This is a genomic window from Sphingomonas sp. BL-S-05, assembly GCF_055521695.1.
Genome location: NZ_JBVFVS010000006.1, coordinates 1 through 19,186, shown reverse-complemented (window position 1 = coordinate 19,186; position 19,186 = coordinate 1). Strand labels below are relative to the sequence as shown.

Below are 19,186 nucleotides of genomic sequence, written 5' to 3'. Positions count from 1 at the left end.
CGGCTACCGCCGTTACAGGAGCGGCCTGACGGCCGCAGGCTTCCGGGAAAAGCCAAGCCGATCCGGCGGTGTGTACCTGTCAGCGTGACGCCCGTTGAAAGGGCAGGGTGGGGAGATACCCCGAACCGATCGTCGGGTTCGCCGGTGTGTGCGATCATGCCGGACCGTAGAGGCCATCGAACGCGCGTTCGGTATCGTAGCAGATGTTCGCGACGTTAACCGCGTGGGCGTTATCGTCTGCAGATGCGCCTGGGCATCGCTTGGATGGGCGGTCCTGAGCTGTGATTACGAGCAGTCTTGAGAGAGAAGCTCGCCGAGCAAGGCCACCGGATCGACGCCGATCGCCAAGGCGACCGCGACATATTCATCCACGCTCAACTGCCGCTCACCGGTTTCGTAGCGCGATACATAGGCCTGCTGCCATCCGAGCCGCTTCGCGAGGTCGACCTGACGAAGCCTGGCGTCCCGCCGTGCCAGGGTCAGCGCAGCGACGATGCGGGCGTGCAGATCGGATGGGGCAGGGGAGGCGGGCACCCCGAAGCATCTAGACCGGCTTGAGAGATATACGGAAAGCGTATATCTTCTAGGTTTCCGATCGGGAGTGCTGACATGAGACTGTTCGAGCGCATCGCCACCTGGTTCGAAGGCTGGACGCTCCTGGCCCGCCCGGGGATCGGCAGCGACGGCACGGACATCAATCCGGCGACCGGATTACCTACAATCGCGGGAGCGGGGACCCCCGACGTCGCAGGCAATCCCTACGGTTCTACCCGTTCGCACGATTACGAATCCGACTGGCAGCGCCACGATCGTTGGGACAGCGGCGCTCATGACCATTTCCAGCATCACGACAGCTGGTCGGCGAGCAGCCATGATCCCTGGCGTGACTGAGCGCGTCCCGGTGGCCGACCGGCTGATTGCACGATGGGAGGTGAGCCAGCTGAACGTCGTGCCCTACGCGATCAGCGTCATGGCCTTCTTGCCGATGCTGATCATGACGATCGGTATCGCCAAGGCGATCGGCGCCAGACCGGCCGTCGTCGGACGAAGCATGCTCGTCCTCTGGGTGGCTCTGTTCGTGACCGAGATGGCGCGGGGGATCTGGACGTTGCGGCATCGTTACGCCTCACCGCGCTGGCTGCGGGCAGTTCATGCCGCGGTCGGTGACGACCTGGCTATTCACGCGCTCGCCGAGTTGATGCGCCAGCATCGGTACGAACCCGATTACGTCCTTCTGAGATCCGACATGACCAGCGCGGTCCAGCAGGAGCGCGCCAAGCGCAAGGACGCGGTCCGACGTTCCAAGGGAATCCGGATGATGGAGGAACCGGATCCTGCTTCCGGTTTGGAGGCGGAAGGCAGTGATCCCCGGATCGCCGAAGAGCAACGCGCCCAGGTCCGCGAGCGTCGTGCCGCTGAGAAGATCCTGGCAGCGGCAGCGCCGGTGACAGGCGATATGTCCCGGATCTCCCGCTGAACCCGCTGCCGCACCGCCCAGAAGGCGGTCCGGGTAAAATGACAGTTCGCTTGCTGGCCGGCTGACACGCCGGCCCGGGTGCCCCGCCGAAAGCCGGAATGAATGCCGGAGCAGCACGGCATCAGCACCGCAGCGTCTGGACCATGCAGGGAAGGAGCACACACCACGCTATGGATAGCGACCGTGTCCACACCATAAAATCTCGTGTTCTCAGAGCTGTAGCAGGATATTGGCTGTGCTGCGGGTTCCGCGAAAGCTGCCCCGTGACGTGCTACAAGGGCGCTACAGCGCTACGGAAGCCGTGATTTGCCGGGCTGCGCAGCGACATGAGGATCGCAAGCAAGCGACCCGTGCACTGCTCCCCTTGGAAGCACGGGTTCATCTCTCGTCGGGCGTCATGGACAAGACCGGTGCGTCAGCAGCGGCGGATGTCGGGTTCAGCGGCGCGTGCTTGCTACCGCGCGGTCAGGACGTACCGGGTGGCCGTGCGCGGAAGCGGCGCGGGTCGAAGAACCAGATCAGCATGACCGCGCCGGTGACAGCTGCGGCGATCCAGCAGGCAGCCGCGAGGGCAGGGGCATAGCCCAGCAGACGGGCCGCCAGACCTGCCAGCAGCAGTCCTGTGCACAGCGCCGCTAATCGGCGCACGACCGGCCAGTTGCGTCGCTTGAACCCGACCCGCCGCGTCTCGGCCGTCCAGGCCGCCAGCTGTTCCTTCGAGGGTCCGCCCATCTTCAGTCCCCCAGCGACAAGGCGAGTAGCGTGCCGCGCAGCTGCTTGCGGGTAGCGGCTCCCGCCTCCGCGCCTCCGTCGTATAGCACGCGCGCGAGCGCCTGGCTGCGTTCGTCAGGCAGCTTCAGCCCGACGTCCCTGCAGACGGCGTCCACGTCGGCTCGCAGGCGGTCGAGCCGGTCCCAGTCGACCGGCCCGTAGTAGCTCCGGGGCACGGTGTCCTCGCCCAAGATCACCCATTCGGGATCGACGTCGTAGTCGCGCCGGAGCTTCGCCATTAGGGCGACCGGCGGCTCAGCCCCGCCCAGTTCCCAGCTGACCAGTGCGCGCTTCGAATAGCCCAGCGCCTTTGCAAACGCGTCCTGACCCAACCCGGTCCTGAGCCGTACCGCCTTGATCCGTTCGCCGATGGTAGATGCGCCGCTCACGTCGCCATGGCCTGTTGTATTATCCTGCTCACTATGGCGCAATAGTGCCACTATGCTATCATGGCACGGGAGCGGTGCCGGCGACCAGCATTACGCCGGACAGGGGCAGGAATTTTATGGGCGGTCAGGTCAATGTGCGCCTCGGCGACGACGACGATGCGGACCTCACCCGTTGCGCGGCCGAGCGCGGCGTCGAGCGCGCCACCTTGGCCAAATCGTTCGTTCGGGAATGTCTCGATGCGTGGCGGGAGGGGCGGGCCGTATTCGACCGGCCTGAGCAACTAGGCCCCGGTGACGTCGTCGCCTTCGGCGCTAGGCTGGACAAGGCGGTCATGGAGATCGACCGCATCGCCCAAGCCTGGGCAGCGCATGAGAGCGACATGCACAGGCTGGAGCGCGAGGATCAGCTGGCGCTGACGCGAGCCCGGACCGAGTTCATCAAGGGCATGCCGGAGCGCATTACCGCCAGCTTCAATCCGATCAGGGCGGAGATGCGGCTGCTTGCCGAGCGGATCGACAAGCAGCCGCGTCTGGATGCCATCGACGAACGGCAGCGCGACCACACCGAGGCGTTGCGGGAGAACACCGCCGCCATCAGGAGCCTCGAGCAGCAGCCCCGGACGAAGGTCAGCTACACCGTCTGGGACAGGGACTGGTCGGGTCGCAAGGTCGGTGCGGCGCTGTCGATCGTATGGTTGCTCTGCGTCGGCAGCTACTTCCTTGCGGCGATGGCGCTGCCGCCGTCGTGGTTCGCGGTCCGCTCGGCTAATTTCCTGCTGGGCGGCGGGGATCAGGCGGTCTGCGCGCTCGTGAATTACCGGCTCGCGACCGACAGCTGCCGGACGCAGTTCGAGGGCAAGGCAGGCAAGATTGTGGTGCGGGCGAGGCCCGGCACGTCGCAGGGCCGACAATGATCTCGGTCGCTGCGGTCGGTTCGGCCTCCGACGCAGCCGCCTATTACGCCCAAGACAATTATTACACCGCCGATCAGGCAGAAGGGACCAGCGCCTGGGCAGGCGAGGGGGCGGCAGAACTGGGTCTGTCCGGGCCGGTCGACGCCGAGCGGTTCGAACAGGTGCTCACCGGTGAACTCCCCAACGGTGTCGTGCTGGACGCCAAACGGGGTGGGCACCGGGCGGGCTGGGACCTCACCATGTCCGTGCCCAAGTCGGTGTCGATCCTGGCGCTGGTGGGCGGTGATGCGCGATTGGTGGTCGCGGTACGGGAATCGGCCGCCTCCACCCTTGCCTGGACGGAGCGCAACATCGCGGAAGGGCGGGTCTGGAACGGCAGGGGACAGGCGCCCGAGACGACCGGCCGCTTCGTGGCCGCGACCTTCCTCCACGACGTGAACCGCAGCGGCGAGCCGCAGCTCCACGTTCACAACGTCATCGCCAATGCGACCCGCACCGCCGACGGCAAGTGGCGGGCGCTGCACGCGGACCAGCTGTACGAGCGCCAGCACGTCATGGATGCGGTGTTCCTGTCTGCGCTGCGCAGCCGGGTCGAGACGCTCGGCTTTGCGACAATTCCTCGGCACGATGGTCGCAACGGCGCCTTTGAGATCGCCGGTGTGTCCCGCGCTGTGGTGGAAGCATTCTCCGTCCGCTCGGCCGAGATCGATGCGTACATCAAGGCGCGCGGGCTGGAGAACACGGCGCAGACGCGCGAATATGCGGCGCTGGCTACCCGCGATCCCAAATCCCCCGAGATTGCCCCGGAGCAGCGCGCGGAAGGGTGGCGGCGGTTGGCCGCGGAGAAGGGGTTGGATCCGGCAGCATTGGTGAAGGCCGCGCTGGCTGAGGCGGGGCGGGGGCATGATGTGTGGACGCGCGCGATGCGGGGCGTGCGCGGAATAGGGGAGCGCGGTCTTGCCATCGCCGGACGCATGGGGCTGACCCCGCGCGACGGCGATCCGCTGGTCCCTGAGCGACTGGGACGACTGGAGCCGCGCGCCTATGCCGCGGCGCAGGCGGTCGCATCGGCGGTGCGGGATCTTGGCGAGCGGGAGGCGGCGTTCGACCGCCTGGAGCTCATCCGGGAGAGCCTGTCGCGCAGCGGGCCGGTGACGGTCGCCGATGTCGAGGCCCGACTGGCGCTGCTGCAGGCGAAAGGCCTGTTGCTCGGCGATGGCGATCGGATGGTGACGACGCAAGGGTCGGTGCGGCTCGAGCAGGCGTACCTTGCCACCGTCGAGGCGGGGAGGGGGCAGTCCGCTCCTATCGTTCCGCCGGCCGATGCCGCGATCCGGGTGCAGGAGGCAGCACGCGAGTTGGGGCTGCATCGCCTCAACCCGGGTCAGGAGGCCGCGGCCGTGCTGATGCTGTCCTCGTCCGACCGGGTGGTGAACGTGCAGGGCGGATCGGGACGCGGCAAGTCGACCGCGATGGCGCCGGTGACGGCGGTAGCGAAAGCAGAAGGACGGGCGGTGATCGGGCTCGCCATCGCCAGCGCGAAGGCGAGCGAGTTCGGGCGCGACACCGGTGCTGACGTGAGCACGGTTGCCCGCTTCCTCGCGCGTCATGCCCGCGTGATCGACGGCACGGCCCGACCGGAACAGGTCGCCCGCGTGAAGGCGGAGCTGGCCGGTGCGATCGTCATGGTCGAGGAAGCCGGACAGCTCGGTACGCGCGACATGGAGCGGATCGTGCGTCTTGCCAACATGACGGGCGTCGCCCGCGTCGTGCAGACCGGCGATACCCGCCAGCTGACCGCGATTGCGGCCGGCAAGCCGTTCGAGGCGAGCCAGAAAGCCGGCGTCGCCACGGCCCATATCACCGAGAATCTGCGTTCCCGGTCCGATCAGATGAAGGCTGTCACCGCCGCGCTCGACCGCGGCGATGTGTCGGGTACGTTCGTGATCCTCAGGCCCGCGACGACCGAGGTGCCGGGGAACGCGGTGGCGACGACGGCCGCGGCGCGTTGGGCAGCGCTGCCGCTAGGCGAACGCGACGCCACCCTCCTGCTGACCGCCGGTCGCGCCATGCGCAGCGAGGCCAACCAGGCGGTACAGGCCGAGCTGAAGGCGAGCGGCGAGATCGCCGCCACGGGCAAGTCGTTCACCGTGCTCGACCGTGTCAACGCCATCAGGGAGGGCGCGCGACTGATGCGCGCCTATCGGCCCGGCCATGTGGTCGAGGTCCGCACGAACCTGCCCAGCCAGGGCCTGGTTCGGGGCGACCGTGGTGTCGTGACCGGCGTCGAGGGCGACCGGGTGCGGCTCGGCATGGCGGACGGTAGCGAGAAGCTGTTCCGGCCCGGCCGGTTAGCCAGGAACCTCGACCGCGATGCCGTGTCGATCTTCGCAGTGAAGGAGGTCGAGCTGCACGTCGGTGATCGCATCCGCTGGAGCGACAACGACCGGACCCGCGGACTCGACAACGGTGCGATGGCGCGGGTCGAGGAAGTAGGGCGGGGCAGGTTGGTCGTGTCCTCCCTCGTCGACGGCACAGTGCACGAGATCGCGTCCGGCGATCATATGGCCGAGCGACTGGACCTTGCCTATGCGATCAACGTCCATGTCGCACAGGGGGTCACCACCGAGCACGGCATCGTGGCGATGCGCTCGTCGGAACGCAAGCTGCTGACCGAACGGTCGTTCCTGGTCGCGCTCACCCGCGTGGCGGACAAGGTGGGACTGGTGCTCGACGACGGGCGGAAGGTCGAACGGCACGTCACCCGCAACACCGGCGACAAGACCTCGGCGCTTGATGTGGTCGAGCGTGGCCAGGCGACCGACGCCATCCGCCTGCCGGATGCGGGCTCCCCGCTCGACCGGGCGCTGGAGCGTTACGCCCAGTTGTTCCTGGCGGCTGAGCGAATGCGCGAGGACGGGCGGGAGCTGTCGCCGTCCAAGGTGCGCGAGCTGGACGCGGCCTCGGCCGCGCTCGACCGGGTCCGGCCCTATGCGGCCGAGGATCTGCGGATCGTGCTGGACCGCAGCGCCGACCCGGTACGGGGTCTGGAGCAGATCGCTCCGGGAGAGTTGCGGCAGGTCTGGGCGGAGGAGGGGCAGGCGCGTGCCGATCCTCGCGCCTATGCCGACCGGTTCGTTGCCGACTGGCGGTCGGCGTCGGGCGACCGGGGTGCGGGCAAAACGCCGCGGATCGAAGACCGGGCCGAGCGCCGCCTCGAGCGTCTCGAGAACCGCATGACGCGGCAGCCGGCGCTGGAGAAGGCGCTCGACGCCCGCATCCCCGAGCGCCAGCTACGCCTCGACGGCCCCGGCATGGGCGGAGGTGGCCGCGAACGGGACTACGGTATGGAGATGTAAGCCGAGGTAGAAAGTTGTGTTTCGCGTGTGTCCCGTTTGCCGGGCTTCACTCAGTCTTCCGCAGCTTCCGTCCTGTCGAGTGCGACAAGGCGCTCATACTCTTCGACCGGCACGATGGCGATCATCGGCGATCCGTCGCGTTCGACTGCGATCGCACCTTCGGCTGCCAGCGCAAGGCATTCACGGACCTGGGCGGGTGTGCGGGGAAAGGGGACCGTGCGCATGGCCGTATCATATCACTCCGCGAGAATCGTAACTAGGGCTGCGCTACGTCAAACACCCAATCAGGCGGTGCTGATGAAGGCAGCTATCTCGAATGATATAGCAGCGGTGAGGCTGGCGAGATCACCGATTGGATCGATACGCATTGCGCGCCGCGGCTGGTCATGGCCGATGGCAGACCGCACGGCTTGAAACGCTCCTCGGAAGAACGTAATGTGAACGAATGATACTGATAATCTTCGCCGGTACCCTTTGAGCGATCGCGATGTATTTTTGAGAGAGTACACCTCAGCACTTGCTGAGGATGGTGCTTCGGTTCTTGTCGGTGCCGGCACTTCCATGGCCGCGGGGTATCCCTCGTGGAAGGGCTTGCTGCAGGAAATTGCGGGTGATCTCGGCCTCGAAATTGAGGACGTCGACGATCTTACGGCAGTTGCTCAATGGGCGATTGGTGCGGATCATTCGAACCGCACGACCGTACTAAATGCCATACGGGAGCAGATCGAGCCGGATCATGCCATCCCCTCGGCGTTGCTGTCGCTGGCAAGGCTGCCGATCCGCGAGGTGTGGACGACGAATTACGACCGGCTGATCGAGCGTGCGTTCGGCGAGCTTGGGCGCCCGGTTGATGTTCGGGCCAACCAGGAGCAGTTGGCACTGCGCAAGCGCCGCGCGGGAGCGGTCCGCATTTACAAGATGCACGGGACCATCGATGCAGTTGATGATCTGGTAATTTCCACCGAGGATTACGAACTGTACCGGCAGCGGCGCGGTGCATTTTTGGGTCTGCTGCACGCTCATCTGACAGGAATGACCTTCCTGTTCGTGGGTATGAGCCTGACGGACCCGAACGTCCGCCACGTGCTTGCCTTGCTGCGTGAGCATTTTCCAACGACCCCGCCCCGACACTTCATGATCGCACGGCGGCCACAGCGGGCGGATTTTGGGTCTGATGATGCCCACGCCGCCCGGTTGAAGCGGCATGACTATTGGGTGCGCGACTTACGACGCTATGGTCTTGTCGTCGTCGAGATCAATGCGTTCGCTGAAATTGATGAATTGATGGATGAACTCGAACGGCGTGTGGCACGTCGTCGGATATGGGTGTCGGGTAGCTGGCCGCTCAATGCCGGTGATTCTAGCGCGGGGTTCGTTCACGATGTAGCGCGCGCGATCGGGCGTAGGATCGGATCGACAGATCTTTTCATGCTATCCGGGGCCGGGCTGTTGGTCGGATCAGCTTCGCTGTCAGGGTTCCTCGAAACCATGCAGGGGCGCGGTGAGTGGGACTTTGATCGGCGGTTGGTTGTTCGTCCCTTTCCGCAACCGGTCGGTGACGCTGAGCCGGATCGTCAGCATTGGGCAGAGCTGCGTGGTGAGTTGGCGCGCTTGGCGGGTATCGTGGTTTTCGTTGGCGGTGCGAAGATCGAGTCCGGCGAACTGGTGTCTGCCACCGGTGTGTTCGAAGAGCGCGCCCTCGCCGATGGTAGAGGTGCATTTCTATTGCCTGTCGGAGCCACCGGAGGCGCTGCCTCGGTTATCGCCAATGGGTTGCTGACATCAGCCCTTCCGTCGACTGGCAGTAATGCCCGGCGCCCCACGGACGATGAGTTGCGCATATTGTCAGACGCCTCGGCAACGCCAGATCAACTCGCTGATGCGGTTTTGAAAATCATTAAGCGGATCGCACGCTGAAAAATCGTTTGTGATGAACATCTGGGAGAACGGCATTGGCGAGGCGGGTATTCTTCAGCTTTCACTTCACGCGAGATGCATGGCGCGTGTCGCAGGTCCGCAATGCCTGGATGTTGCCGGGAAACCGTGATTCCAACACCATTGTCGATCATGCGTCGTGGGAAGAAATCATGCGCAATGGCCCGCAGGCGATCCAGAACTGGATCGATACGCAGATGAACGGCAGTAGCGTGGTAGCGGTACTGATCGGTCGCGATACGCATATGAGGCCGTGGGTGGAGTATGAGATCCGCAAGGCCCACCGCGAGGGACGCGGCATCCTTGGTGTGCACTTAGCTGGCATGAAGGATAGTAACGGCACCGTTGATCCGGCCGGGGCCGATCCGATCGCAAAGCTTGCGCTTACCGATCGCGGGACTGTCAGGAATTTTGTGCGGGAGGCCGGTTACCGTCATTAGATGACGAAGCGCTCACCGAAGATTACGGCGAACTGACTTTTGGCCTCACCCCATTCGCGCGGTGGGCGCTTCCATTCGTCCGCCGCGTGATTGAGCACGAGATATAACAGCTTCATCGCGGCATCGTCACCGGGGAAATGGCCGCGGGTACGGACGGCACGGCGAACCTTCGAATTCAGGGCCTCGATGGCGTTCGTAGTGTAGATGATCCGGCGGACGCCCTCGGGAAAGGCGAAGAACGGGATCACCTGGTCCCAGTGTCGCCGCCAGCTTATGGCGATGGCCGGGTGTTTCTGGCCCCAGGGGCCTGCCTCGAACGCCTCCAGCGCAGCCATGCCGGCCTCGGGCGTCTCGGCACGGTAGACGCCGCGCAACGCCTGGGCGATGAACTTGCGCTCCTTCCAGGACGCAAAGCTCATGCTGTTGCGGATCAGATGGACGATGCAGGTCTGGACGATGGCCTCGGGGAAGACAGCGTTGATCGCCTCCGGGAACCCCTTCAGGCCGTCGACGACGGCGATCAGGATGTCGGCGACGCCGCGGTTCCTGAGCTCGTTCATAACGCGCAGCCAGAATTTGGCCCCCTCGGTCTGCTCGATCCAGATGCCGAGCACCTCCTTGGTCCCGTCCGGCTGAATGCCCAGCGCGATGTAGACCGCCTTGTTGCGGACGAACCCTTCGTCGCGGATCTTCACCCGGATCGCGTCGAAAAACACCAGCGGATAGCAGGCGTCGAGCGGCCGACCCTGCCATTCGGCAACCGCCTCCAGCACCGCATCGGTGACGGTCGAGATCAGGTCCGGCGAGACGCCGATCCCGTACAGCTCCTCGAGGTGCCCGCGGATTTCGCGCACCGTCATCCCGCGCGCGTACATCGAGACGATCTTGTCGTCGAAGTCGGGGAAACGGCGCTGGTATTTGGCGATGAGCTTCGGGTCGAACGTCCCCGCCCGGTCGCGTGGCACGTCCAGCGTCACCTTCGACGTGCCCGTCAGCATCGTCTTCCTCGATGACCCGTTGCGCCGGTTGATGGTGCCTGCGGCGCCTTCGCTTTCCAGATGATCGTCGAGCTCAGCCGACAGCATCCGCTCCGACAACGCCTTCTTCAGCTCGTCGAGCAGACCGTCCTTTGCAAACAGCTCCTGCGGGTCACGACCAGCCAGAAGCTGGTCCAAAACGTCCTTGTCGATTGCCATATCGATGGTCCCTTCCATTCCATCCTATGGCCTCCCGCACAAAATTCCTGACAGTCCCACCGATCGGTTCGGGACCAGAGTAACTTACCCTACTTATTCCTGGTTGCAGGGTGACGGCAGAAAGAACTTTTCGTCGTGGGTTGAAGCCGCTGCCCAGCGCGCCGGTCGTTAAAGGCGAGATCGATCATGTCCTACGTTACCGAATCTGAGGTCCGGGCTGCCGCTGCTCGTGCGAAAGCAGCTACGTTCAAGTCCGCGGGCATTTTGTTGCGCGAATCGCGTGACACATACCAATCTTCATTCGATGTATTCCTGTCGCATTCTTTCATGGATCAGGAACTTGTCCTAGGAGCGAAGCAACTGCTCGAGGAAAAAGGGTTGTCCGTCTATGTCGACTGGATCGACGATCCGCTGCTAGATCGTACCGCCGTAACGCGGGCGACCGCCGAGAAGATCAGAGGGCGGATGCGGCAGTGCCGGACGCTGCTCTATCTGCATTCGGCGAATGCCACCAAGTCTAAGTGGTGTCCGTGGGAATTGGGCTATTTCGATGCCTTCACCCATCCGTCCCGGCGCGTTTTCATTTTCCCCGTCACCGCTGCGGATCGATCCTATACGAGCCAGGAATATCTCAATCTCTATGATACGGTCGACATGGCTTCGATCGGCGTGGCTACACGCAGGCGCGATGATATCAGGGTCAAGGGCGCAGATAGTAGCTTCAGAGCGTGGAGCGTTGCCGCCTGATCGATCATTCCTTGAGCTTTTCGGCGACCGCGAACGCGGCATCAGGAGGCGGGTAGAGTCAGCTATTTTTGCCATGGCGCACACGGGTCGCCATTATCGGAGGTAGAAAGGTCTACCTTTCTTCCGCGCGATCGAATGCCAATGCGGCATGGTAGGTAATGGGCGATGGACACGCTTGAACCCGCCGCTCGATCAGAACGTATGCGCCGAGTCCGCGGCAAGGACACTCGGCCGGAAATAGTGGTGCGGCGGTTAGCCCATCGGCTCGGCTACCGCTTCCGTCTTCATCGCCGCGATCTACCCGGTAGCCCCGACCTGGTGTTCCCCGCGCGCCGAGCGGTGATATTCGTGCATGGATGCTTTTGGCATCAGCACGACTGTCCGCGCGGATCACGCCGCCCTTCAAGCAACGCGGCATACTGGCACCCCAAGCTCGCCCGGAACGTCGAGCGGGATGGAATGGCGCGGCAGCAGCTCGAAAACGAAGGCTGGCGCGTCCTGGTGCTGTGGGAATGCGAGATGCGGGATGCCGACCAGCTATCACGCCGTCTGGTCAGCTTCCTCGACGGTTAAGCACGCCGGATCGGCGCCATGTCCGACACCTTCTGGACCACGCCAGCACGCCGGATCGTGGTGCGCCGCATGAGGTCGGAGCCGCTTTGCAGCAGCTCGAAATCCACATGGTTCAATTCAGCATCGTTGCCTTTGAAGCAGCGGTGGAACGCCAACAGCAGCTCCACCGCTTCGATCGGCTGAGCTGAAGCAGCGGGGGCGGCGCTGGACGGCACGATGCTTGGAAACAGGTAGGTGCAGGCCGGCGGAACGCGAAATGGGCCAATGTCGGTGAGCCGTGCTCCATCGTCACCGGCGACCTTGGGACATGGGCGGCCGATCGTGCCGCACACCATGTCCCAGACGATCAGGCCATCAACACGCTGGTTGCGGGAGATCATCTCAACGCTCAAGCGCGTGTGGATCCCCGACCAAGCATTGCGACGTGGATCGGCGCCGAGGTTGGTGCAGATGCTCCAAATCACAAACTCGTCGGCATCGGCCGGCCGCTCGAATATGTTGGTGTTGTTGCCGTCTAAGCAACCCTTGAGGTCGATGACGGCAGTGCGACCTGATGGAAGCCGGACCCGATAGTCGTTGCGGCTGGAATCGTCGGTGAGATCCCACCCGGCGATAAAGCCTTCGTCCTCCATGTGGTTGAGGACGTGCTGGACGAACTCGCGCTTGGTGCGCATCGTCGCGGAGAATTGCCCTCTCACCCGCTCGACGGCACCACGGAACAGGCCCGAATTGTAGAAGTCACGTTCGTCCAGGCCATGATCACCGAGCCGGTGCGCCTCGGTTTTCAGAACCTCGGCGAACCGCTCGATTTGCGCGCGCAGATCGCTGTTCTGCTCGCACGGTATGACGCTCATGCAGCAGCCCGTTCGGCAGCCTCCGCCATGCCCAACAGGGGCTCTAGGATATGGTGGGCGAGGTGCCGAACAACCGGCACCGCCACCCCGTCGCCGGTCAGGTGGTATGCTTCATTGTAGTTGCGCGGCAGCTTGTAGTCATCGTCTAGACCCATGAGACGCGCTGTCTCGCGCGCGGAGATCAGTCGCGACCGCACTTTCGCGCCATCAATGACGACGATCACTTGGCGGCTGGAGCCGCCGGCGGGCGTGCGTAGGCAGCCAGATACGTCGTCGAAACGAACTTCGGCGCGTTGCACCTTTTTGCCTCCCTCAACTCGCGTGCGCTTGTAGACGCCTCCGACCATGCGGCGCCCTGCCCGCTTGGCGGCGTTCACCTTGGCGAGGTTGATGGGCGACATCATGCCGAGGAGCTGCTGCGTTTCCGCAGACGTGTGCCAAGACACGCTCGACGGGTTCTCCTCGATCATGCTGGCGAACGTCGTGTTGCGTCGGTTGGGCGTCGGCATGTTCCACCACAACATGCCCTGTCGCAGCTCGGCCGGCAGCCGCTCGACTGCGCTTTGCAGGCCCCGCGTATGGAACGGCTCAATCGGCCCAGGCGCGAGTAGCGTCGAGTCGACTGTCACGTCGGCATGGACACCGATCACGAATAGACGAGGACGGGAGTGCGGAAGGAAGAGATCCGCGTTGATGACCAAGGCGCCGCAGCGGTAGCCCGCGTCCGCGAAGGTCTGGCAGATCGCCTCGAAATCCTTGCCCTCATGCGAGGTCAGTGTGCCGCAGACGTTCTCGAGCGCAATCAGCTTGGGTGCCCTTCCGTCCGCGATGAGGCCACGGATCACGTCCCAGAACGGGTAGAAGGTGCCCGAGCGCTCTCCGCGCAGCCCCGCCCCGCCCCCCGCCAGTGACAGGTCTTGGCAGGGGAATGAACCCCATACGAGATCGGCCACGCCGGGCAGCTTGGCGGCGGTGATTTGCTTCACGTCACCGACCGTCAGCTCGCCGCCCATGCCCCAATTTGCTTGGTAGGTGAGCCCCTTCTTATGGTCGAAGTCGTTGGCGAACAGGCAGGTCCAACCCGCCCCCAGGCCAGCGCGCGCCATGCCTCCGCCAGCGAAGAACTCGTAGAACTTAGCCATTAGCGACCCGCCCTTCCCCGTGGCGATCGTTGGCGCTCGTCTCGCGCGCCAGCTTCTCCGCGACGGCTTCGGTGATCCAGGTGTTGCGCGAGACGTTGCCGAGGCGATCGGCGCGCGCCGCGTCGATCAGAGCGAACGTCTCGGCCGATAGGCGGAGGTTGATGCGATCGAGATCGCGCACAGTGGCGGGCTTGGAAGACGTAGTCATGGCGCCATTGTGGCGCCACATTTTGACCTTGTCCAGTATGTTCTACATGTGTTCCTAATTTGCAAGGCCGATCGGGCTCGCGCCTATTCCCCTGCCGAGCTATATGTCACTGAAACGTGGAGCGTGCATGGACGGTCGGAATCCAGACGAGATCAACTTCCCTCCGTTTGAAACGGAGGATTTGCGTAAGAATCTCGCACGTTATCTTGATAGTGCCTTCACCGCCGAAGGAGCTGCCGCTGCGTCGAAAGTCGGCAACTTCAAGTGGGGCGTATACGCCTTCTTCGATTATGACGGGGAACCGATCTACGTCGGGCAAACTAACGAGCAGCTTCGCACTCGCATCCGGCGCCATCTGACCAATCAACGCACCGATGCCGTTGCTATGTCTGTGCTTGACCCTTTCGAGGTGTACGAGATCGAGGTTTGGCCGCTTCCGGCCCTACAAGAGGTGTCGAAGCCGAGAAGCAAGACGGACGCGCGTTGGGCGGCATGGGAGTCGGCCGTCGATCAACTCAATGCACTGGAGCGTAAGGTTTACGATCAGGCGATCGAAAAGAGCCGATTCAAAGCTATCCTGAACGAGAAAGACCCACCGCTGGCGAAGGTCGAGATCGAGGCACCGCCATCGTTCAGGGGACGCATCGTTTCTGATGAGGTGTTCGCGATCCGCTCGCACCCTGATTTTAGGATTGCCCGACGTGCGCTCATCATCGCCAGACTTGCCCAGGTCATCGCCGAGCGAAAGGTTCAAGGTGGATTGCGGCGGGTCATGCTGATCCAGGCAAAGCGCCTGCAATGGCTTGCCGATCGACGATATCAGGCCCTGGGGGGCGCAGAATCCGTGGAGCGGGAAGATGGCGCCGACACCGACGAGTAGCTCATCGCGGGTGCCTGCGTGTCGGCGCTCCCCCTCGCCTGCTTCTAAGCCGCAACCTTTGTTGCGAAGATGCAGGGCTCCACATCGGCAGGGGCTGCCAGGATAGGCCACCAGAACTTATGGCCGCTCCAGCCCTGCTCCTTAGTGCCTTCCTGTTGTAGCAGCACCAGCGCCGGTTTCGAGCGTCCAGGGTCCATCACGGTTGATCGAAGCGCGGTGCCCAAGATCGAGCGGCCGGACTTGTCACCGGAACCCCCTTTGGTCAGCCGACGCCCTGTTTCTGCTAGCACGACCAGGTTGCCGTCGCCGCCGTCGCGAACGTCGGAATAATAGTCGATCAGGCCGCGCATGGCGTCCCACTCGAACTCCGTGTCGTCAAACTCCATCGTCTCCTCGATGGCGTCGATAATCTCGATCGCGCGGGCGCGGTCCAGCTCGGCGAAACCGGCGGCGTTGATCCATCGAGGATCAATTAGCGCATCGATCTTGGCCTGGGCCGCGGCCATTGCCCGACCGCGGATCGTCTGGAACCCAGTGGGCAAAACCATGCCGTTCGGTCGGACCGGCACCACCGAGCTGAGCATCACCTTATTGGGCGCGCACGGGCGCACCCGCTGCAAGGGGTCGGTCTGAATGAACACGACGCCGCGGTCGTGGGCGCCCGTCTCGAAAGCTTCCCGTAGCGCGTTCTCAAAGCCGTTGATCGTGAACAGCCGATCATACACCCCTTGCGACGTGTAGAACCTCGTCACCGCCAGATCGGGCCGTGACCGGTTGCCATACATGCGTGAGTGCTGAAGCACGGTATCAGCCTGCATCGTTCGGGGGTTTCGGCCGTAGTAGAAGGCGATCAGGTTCGGGATGGTGATGCCTCGGTCGAGGATATTGCCGCCGACATAGATATTAAACGGCGTGCGCAGCTTCAGCTCGGCTTGCGTGTCAAGCAGCGCCATCACATCCTTGTCGGAGTTCACCGTCTCCCGCACCACGTCATCGCTTTGCAGCGCATCAATAAAAAGTTCGAACGCCTCTTGGCGCGAGGGCATACGACCCTTGTCGGCGCTGACCGACGTATCGAGGTCATCATAAGCCGCATCGAACAGTGGCCGCAGCGTCTCCGGATCGTTTTCCGCGTGATCCAAGATCGCTTCGCTAATCCATTCGATCACCTGATCCTGCCAAGCGTGCGCCGCCTTCTGCGTATCGTTGTGGATTATCATCGCGTACTTGCGCTTGCGCTCGCCGGCCTCGTGCTGCTGCCAGCGCCGCACGCACGCGGCCAGGACGAAAGTGATGATGGCGCGCCGAAGACCGACGGTGTTGGGACTGTCCAACACCGAGTTCGGATGAATGCGTCGCTTGTCGGGGCGGCGAAGCGCATCCTGCTCCAAGTCGCTGACCGTTACGATGAGGTGGTGACGCGGATCGTCGGTATCGTGGCCACCAAAATAATCGTCGCCTCCGACGTAACCGCCGTGGATCGGCAGCAGTTCGGTAAACGCCGGCTTTTTGGGTTTGAACACGAAGTTGCCGCCGGCGTTGGCTGCCTCATAGCCCTCCGGCTGGAGGTAGAGCGAGTAAGGCGTCGCGGTCACCTGGAGGAAGGCAATGCCCTCAACCATGCGGCGCAGATCGTCCATTTTCTCAGCGATGGCGCCCTGCTCGATAGCTTGCTGCCCGCGCTTGCGCACGAACCGGACGCTGGCGAGGTCCGCTTCATCATCGATCAGCAGCACCTTGCGCTTTTGCAGATCGGCATGGGCCTCCATAAATTCGATTAGGCGGTCAAGATTCTGCGCCTGCTTCTTCGCCACAATGACGATTTTGCGCTTCAGCTCGCTGCGCGTCAGCTTACCAGGCAACTTCATGATATCGAGAACGATCATCTCGTCCTCGTCTATGAACTCGGCAAAATCGGCGCTAAGGCGGGCAACGGTCTGCGCTGACAAGGTCTTGGTGCCCTTGGTCAGCACCAACGCGATATCGAAATCCCGATCGAACGCACGCGCAATCGCCCCCACGAACCCGCGCGTTTTGCCCGACTGGATTTTGCCCAGGAGCATCCCCGGCCGATCACCGGTCGTATCGACATCCTCGAGCTGGTTGACGACGCGCTCGATGCACGCGGCCAGCTCGTCGCTATCGCCGCGGGTCTGCCTCAACCGAGCATAGAACCCCGTCATTGTTCCTCCCCCTTCGCTGTTCATGAGTTGCGCTGGCTCGTAATATAGGCGCCCCGCAACGTACCTTACAGCATCAGCTTCTCCGCCTCCGCAATCACAGGTTCTGGGTCGCCGAAGCGGTATTCTGCTAGGTCTTCGCAGTCGGTCTCGCTGAGCGGCATCTTACTATATTCGCCTTTTGCCCAACTCGCGGTCCTAGTGTGGCGCTCGCCGAGCCGGACCATTTCATCGTGGGGAGCGACATACCAATTGCCGCGATCAGGAAAGGCGATCCAGATATTGCGGCGAAGGTATTTCTGATTGATCGTCCAGCGACCCTTGAGCTGAACAAGCCGCGTGTCGCCCGTGGCCTCGTTGTGCAGGATCAGGTCGATGCCGTTGTCATAGACAGGCAGATAGGCGTTATAACCTTGGTTCAGGGCGACCGTGACGAGTGCGTTACGGTTGACGACCTCGATGGCGTCGCTGGTCAGCTTGTTCATCTTCACCCCTCGCATCCAAAGGACCGATCGATGGATTACCAGATCATCCGCTTCAACAACGGACACCGCCGGGATGGTAGTGAGACTTGGAAAGGTCATCCCCTGACCGCCGTCCAGGATCACGCCCGCGAGATCATTGACATGGGTTTGGCGGAGCGCGTCGAGGTTCGTGACGAGAGCGACACGCTGGTGTTCCAATGGCCTCGCACCGTGAAGGTGGCCTCACAATCGCCGGCATAATCGGACGCGCGGGTGGCTAGGCATCACCCTTCGGTGCTGGACGCGGCCTCCCGTTCGCTCGCCGGGAATTGCCGGTAGAAGGTAGAGAGGCCGACGCCCAGCAGCTTCGCGACCCGCGCCGGTTTCTCGCCCACGGCGAGCAGTTTGCGGGCCGTGTCGATCCTGTCGGGTGTCATCACCAGCTTGCGCCCTCCCCCCGTGCTGCCCTTCTCGCGCGCCGCCGCCAGCCCGGCGATCGTCCGCTCCTTTACCAGCTCGCGTTCCATCTCCGCGACCGATGCGAGGATGTGGAACAGGAGCCGGCCCGATGCCGTCGACGTGTCGAACCCATCCGTCAGCGATCGAAAGTCGATCCCCCGCTCAGACAGGTCCGCAGCCAGCGCGATCAGACCCTGGATCGAGCGGCCGAGCCGATCGAGTTTCCAGATTACCAGCGTGTCGCCGGCGCGTGCGAAGCCCAGCGCCTCGACCAGCCCCGGCCGGTTGATCTTCGCACCGCTCGCCTTGTCGGTGAACACCTTCTCGCACCCGGCCTTTGCCAGTGCATCGAGTTGCAACGTCAAATCCTGATCGGCCGTCGAGACACGCGCATAGCCGATCAGCATCTTTCCCGTTTCCCCGTCAAAATCGGCAGTTTCGGGAATTGTAAATCGGGAACAGGTTTTGGGAAAGCGGAACCCGCAGGCGTCCGTCAGCGCGATCGGCGGCTCGGCATTCCCGTCACTGGTTCGTTTTTGGGAAACTGCTTATCGTCCGGGCGGGGGCGGTTCGTCGAACAGCATTTCCAGATCATCGGCCTCAAACCCGCCCTTGGGGCGCTCGACGAGCGTGAAGCGCCATCGCTGCCCGCGCCGTAGCTCAGTGAACCCGGCGCGCTCCGCCGCTCGGACGTGGACAAAGACCTTGGGCTGCTTGTCGTCACGAGAGATGAAGCCCCAGGCCCCACCACGGTCGAGGTATTTGATCGTTCCGGTCGGCATGATGCCTTCCTTTCGGGCCTAGCCCTCCTTGGCGCAGGCGAGGCACATCGTCGTCGCGGGCGCACGATCGAGGCGCTTGGCCTCGATTTCCTCACCACAGCGGACGCACCAGCCATAATCGCCGCTGTCGATCCGCATCAGTGCGGCGTCGATGCGGCTACATTCGGCTTGCCGGTGCCGCTGCGCCGCCAGTGCCATTGCCTGCACCTGCATGGCGTCGATCCGCGACAGGCGGCCGACGCTTTCCTGATCGAGCGTGACCGGGGCGCGCGTTTCCTCGGCCGCCGCATCATCGGCGACGAGCTGATCGCGAAGCGCCAGCAGTTGCCGACGCCGCGCATCAAGGTCCGGCGCGTCCCCGGCTATGTCAGCGTACCAACAGTACCGGGGCGCGAACGGTGCGGATCATCGTTGTC

23 protein-coding genes are annotated in these 19,186 nt (G+C 63.6%); 10 read left to right on the top strand and 13 right to left on the bottom strand.

Going from position 1 to position 19,186, the window contains the following annotated elements; genetic code table 11:
* Positions 1-285 precede the first annotated feature (285 nt).
* Positions 286-534: a helix-turn-helix domain-containing protein gene (locus ACZ1JS_RS19820; RefSeq protein WP_198930551.1), complete on the bottom strand. Its 249-nt coding sequence runs from the start codon at positions 532-534 to the stop codon at positions 286-288.
* Positions 535-609: 75 nt separating this feature from the next.
* Here ACZ1JS_RS19820 and ACZ1JS_RS19815 point away from each other — a divergent pair, with 75 nt between their 5' ends.
* Together ACZ1JS_RS19815 and ACZ1JS_RS19810 are read left to right on the top strand one after the other, a co-directional pair.
* Positions 610-891, top strand: a complete 282-nt coding sequence (locus tag ACZ1JS_RS19815) for a hypothetical protein (protein ID WP_047867247.1) — start codon at positions 610-612, stop codon at positions 889-891.
* A 10-nt stretch (positions 892-901) separates the two neighbouring features.
* On the top strand, positions 902-1,477 hold the full coding sequence (locus tag ACZ1JS_RS19810; RefSeq protein WP_076711804.1) for a hypothetical protein: 576 nt from the start codon (positions 902-904) through the stop codon (positions 1,475-1,477).
* 465 nt (positions 1,478-1,942) lie between these two features.
* Here ACZ1JS_RS19810 and ACZ1JS_RS19805 read toward each other — a convergent pair whose 3' ends face one another.
* Entirely contained in the window at positions 1,943-2,209 is a 267-nt protein-coding gene (locus ACZ1JS_RS19805) for a hypothetical protein (RefSeq protein ID WP_047867249.1), read from the bottom strand.
* Positions 2,210-2,211: 2 nt separating this feature from the next.
* Entirely contained in the window at positions 2,212-2,637 is a 426-nt protein-coding gene (locus ACZ1JS_RS19800) for a helix-turn-helix domain-containing protein (protein WP_047867250.1), read from the bottom strand.
* Between the two features lie 116 nt (positions 2,638-2,753).
* Here ACZ1JS_RS19800 and ACZ1JS_RS19795 point away from each other — a divergent pair, with 116 nt between their 5' ends.
* Both ACZ1JS_RS19795 and mobF read left to right on the top strand, forming a co-directional pair.
* The gene (locus ACZ1JS_RS19795; protein ID WP_047867251.1) at positions 2,754-3,551 is read left to right on the top strand and encodes a hypothetical protein; all 798 of its coding nucleotides are present in this window, start codon (positions 2,754-2,756) and stop codon (positions 3,549-3,551) included.
* Positions 3,548-6,910 carry a MobF family relaxase gene (mobF, locus tag ACZ1JS_RS19790; RefSeq protein WP_465169042.1) on the top strand — a complete coding sequence of 1,121 codons (3,363 nt, stop codon included), beginning with the start codon at positions 3,548-3,550 and terminating at the stop codon, positions 6,908-6,910. The genes ACZ1JS_RS19795 and mobF overlap by 4 nt, the downstream gene beginning before the upstream one ends.
* 50 nt (positions 6,911-6,960) lie before the next feature.
* Here mobF and ACZ1JS_RS19785 read toward each other — a convergent pair whose 3' ends face one another.
* Positions 6,961-7,134: a hypothetical protein gene (locus tag ACZ1JS_RS19785; protein ID WP_157085196.1), complete on the bottom strand. Its 174-nt coding sequence runs from the start codon at positions 7,132-7,134 to the stop codon at positions 6,961-6,963.
* A gap of 250 nt (positions 7,135-7,384) precedes the next feature.
* On the opposite strand from ACZ1JS_RS19785, the gene ACZ1JS_RS19780 reads away from it, so the two are divergent.
* Together ACZ1JS_RS19780 and ACZ1JS_RS19775 are read left to right on the top strand one after the other, a co-directional pair.
* On the top strand, positions 7,385-8,827 hold the full coding sequence (locus ACZ1JS_RS19780) for an SIR2 family protein (protein ID WP_047867307.1): 1,443 nt from the start codon (positions 7,385-7,387) through the stop codon (positions 8,825-8,827).
* A 35-nt stretch (positions 8,828-8,862) separates the two neighbouring features.
* Positions 8,863-9,285: a TIR domain-containing protein gene (locus ACZ1JS_RS19775; protein ID WP_053058627.1), complete on the top strand. Its 423-nt coding sequence runs from the start codon at positions 8,863-8,865 to the stop codon at positions 9,283-9,285.
* Here ACZ1JS_RS19775 and ACZ1JS_RS19770 read toward each other — a convergent pair.
* Positions 9,282-10,481 carry an IS256 family transposase gene (locus ACZ1JS_RS19770; RefSeq protein ID WP_093068508.1) on the bottom strand — a complete coding sequence of 400 codons (1,200 nt, stop codon included), beginning with the start codon at positions 10,479-10,481 and terminating at the stop codon, positions 9,282-9,284. The two genes, ACZ1JS_RS19775 and ACZ1JS_RS19770, sit on opposite strands and share 4 nt — an antisense overlap.
* A 186-nt stretch (positions 10,482-10,667) precedes the next feature.
* Between ACZ1JS_RS19770 and ACZ1JS_RS19765 the strand changes: the two genes are divergently transcribed.
* Positions 10,668-11,228, top strand: coding sequence for a toll/interleukin-1 receptor domain-containing protein (locus tag ACZ1JS_RS19765; protein ID WP_076711807.1), 561 nt, complete (start codon positions 10,668-10,670; stop codon positions 11,226-11,228).
* Positions 11,229-11,393: 165 nt separating this feature from the next.
* The gene (locus ACZ1JS_RS19760) at positions 11,394-11,801 is read left to right on the top strand and encodes a very short patch repair endonuclease (protein ID WP_076711808.1); all 408 of its coding nucleotides are present in this window, start codon (positions 11,394-11,396) and stop codon (positions 11,799-11,801) included.
* On the opposite strand, the gene ACZ1JS_RS19755 is transcribed toward ACZ1JS_RS19760, so the two are convergent.
* The 3 genes from ACZ1JS_RS19755 to ACZ1JS_RS19745 are packed head-to-tail and all read right to left on the bottom strand — an operon-like array spanning position 11,798 to position 14,005.
* Positions 11,798-12,655, bottom strand: coding sequence for a hypothetical protein (locus ACZ1JS_RS19755; protein WP_047867235.1), 858 nt, complete (start codon positions 12,653-12,655; stop codon positions 11,798-11,800). The two genes, ACZ1JS_RS19760 and ACZ1JS_RS19755, sit on opposite strands and share 4 nt — an antisense overlap.
* On the bottom strand, positions 12,652-13,797 hold the full coding sequence (locus tag ACZ1JS_RS19750) for a DNA cytosine methyltransferase (protein ID WP_047867234.1): 1,146 nt from the start codon (positions 13,795-13,797) through the stop codon (positions 12,652-12,654). The genes ACZ1JS_RS19755 and ACZ1JS_RS19750 overlap by 4 nt, the downstream gene beginning before the upstream one ends.
* Positions 13,790-14,005 (bottom strand): hypothetical protein, encoded by a 216-nt coding sequence (locus ACZ1JS_RS19745; RefSeq protein WP_047867238.1) that lies wholly within the window; start codon positions 14,003-14,005, stop codon positions 13,790-13,792. The genes ACZ1JS_RS19750 and ACZ1JS_RS19745 overlap by 8 nt, the downstream gene beginning before the upstream one ends.
* A 127-nt stretch (positions 14,006-14,132) precedes the next feature.
* Between ACZ1JS_RS19745 and ACZ1JS_RS19740 the strand changes: the two genes are divergently transcribed.
* A complete protein-coding gene (locus ACZ1JS_RS19740) occupies positions 14,133-14,885 on the top strand; it encodes a GIY-YIG nuclease family protein (RefSeq protein ID WP_047867233.1) in 753 nt (250 codons plus the stop codon).
* A gap of 44 nt (positions 14,886-14,929) precedes the next feature.
* On the opposite strand, the gene ACZ1JS_RS19735 is transcribed toward ACZ1JS_RS19740, so the two are convergent.
* Both ACZ1JS_RS19735 and ACZ1JS_RS19730 read right to left on the bottom strand, forming a co-directional pair.
* Positions 14,930-17,068: a Z1 domain-containing protein gene (locus tag ACZ1JS_RS19735; RefSeq protein WP_047867232.1), complete on the bottom strand. Its 2,139-nt coding sequence runs from the start codon at positions 17,066-17,068 to the stop codon at positions 14,930-14,932.
* 65 nt (positions 17,069-17,133) lie between these two features.
* A complete protein-coding gene (locus ACZ1JS_RS19730) occupies positions 17,134-17,550 on the bottom strand; it encodes a hypothetical protein (protein ID WP_053058616.1) in 417 nt (138 codons plus the stop codon).
* A gap of 30 nt (positions 17,551-17,580) precedes the next feature.
* Between ACZ1JS_RS19730 and ACZ1JS_RS19725 the strand changes: the two genes are divergently transcribed.
* On the top strand, positions 17,581-17,790 hold the full coding sequence (locus ACZ1JS_RS19725; protein WP_047867231.1) for a hypothetical protein: 210 nt from the start codon (positions 17,581-17,583) through the stop codon (positions 17,788-17,790).
* Positions 17,791-17,813: 23 nt separating this feature from the next.
* Here ACZ1JS_RS19725 and ACZ1JS_RS19720 read toward each other — a convergent pair whose 3' ends face one another.
* The 3 genes from ACZ1JS_RS19720 to ACZ1JS_RS19710 all read right to left on the bottom strand — a co-directional run bounded on the left by ACZ1JS_RS19720 (position 17,814) and on the right by ACZ1JS_RS19710 (position 18,983).
* Positions 17,814-18,395, bottom strand: coding sequence for a recombinase family protein (locus tag ACZ1JS_RS19720; RefSeq protein ID WP_047867230.1), 582 nt, complete (start codon positions 18,393-18,395; stop codon positions 17,814-17,816).
* Between the two features lie 141 nt (positions 18,396-18,536).
* Positions 18,537-18,770, bottom strand: coding sequence for a cold-shock protein (locus tag ACZ1JS_RS19715; protein ID WP_004213294.1), 234 nt, complete (start codon positions 18,768-18,770; stop codon positions 18,537-18,539).
* An 18-nt stretch (positions 18,771-18,788) separates the two neighbouring features.
* Positions 18,789-18,983 carry a TraR/DksA family transcriptional regulator gene (locus ACZ1JS_RS19710; protein ID WP_004213295.1) on the bottom strand — a complete coding sequence of 65 codons (195 nt, stop codon included), beginning with the start codon at positions 18,981-18,983 and terminating at the stop codon, positions 18,789-18,791.
* Between the last annotated feature and the right edge of the window lie 203 nt (positions 18,984-19,186).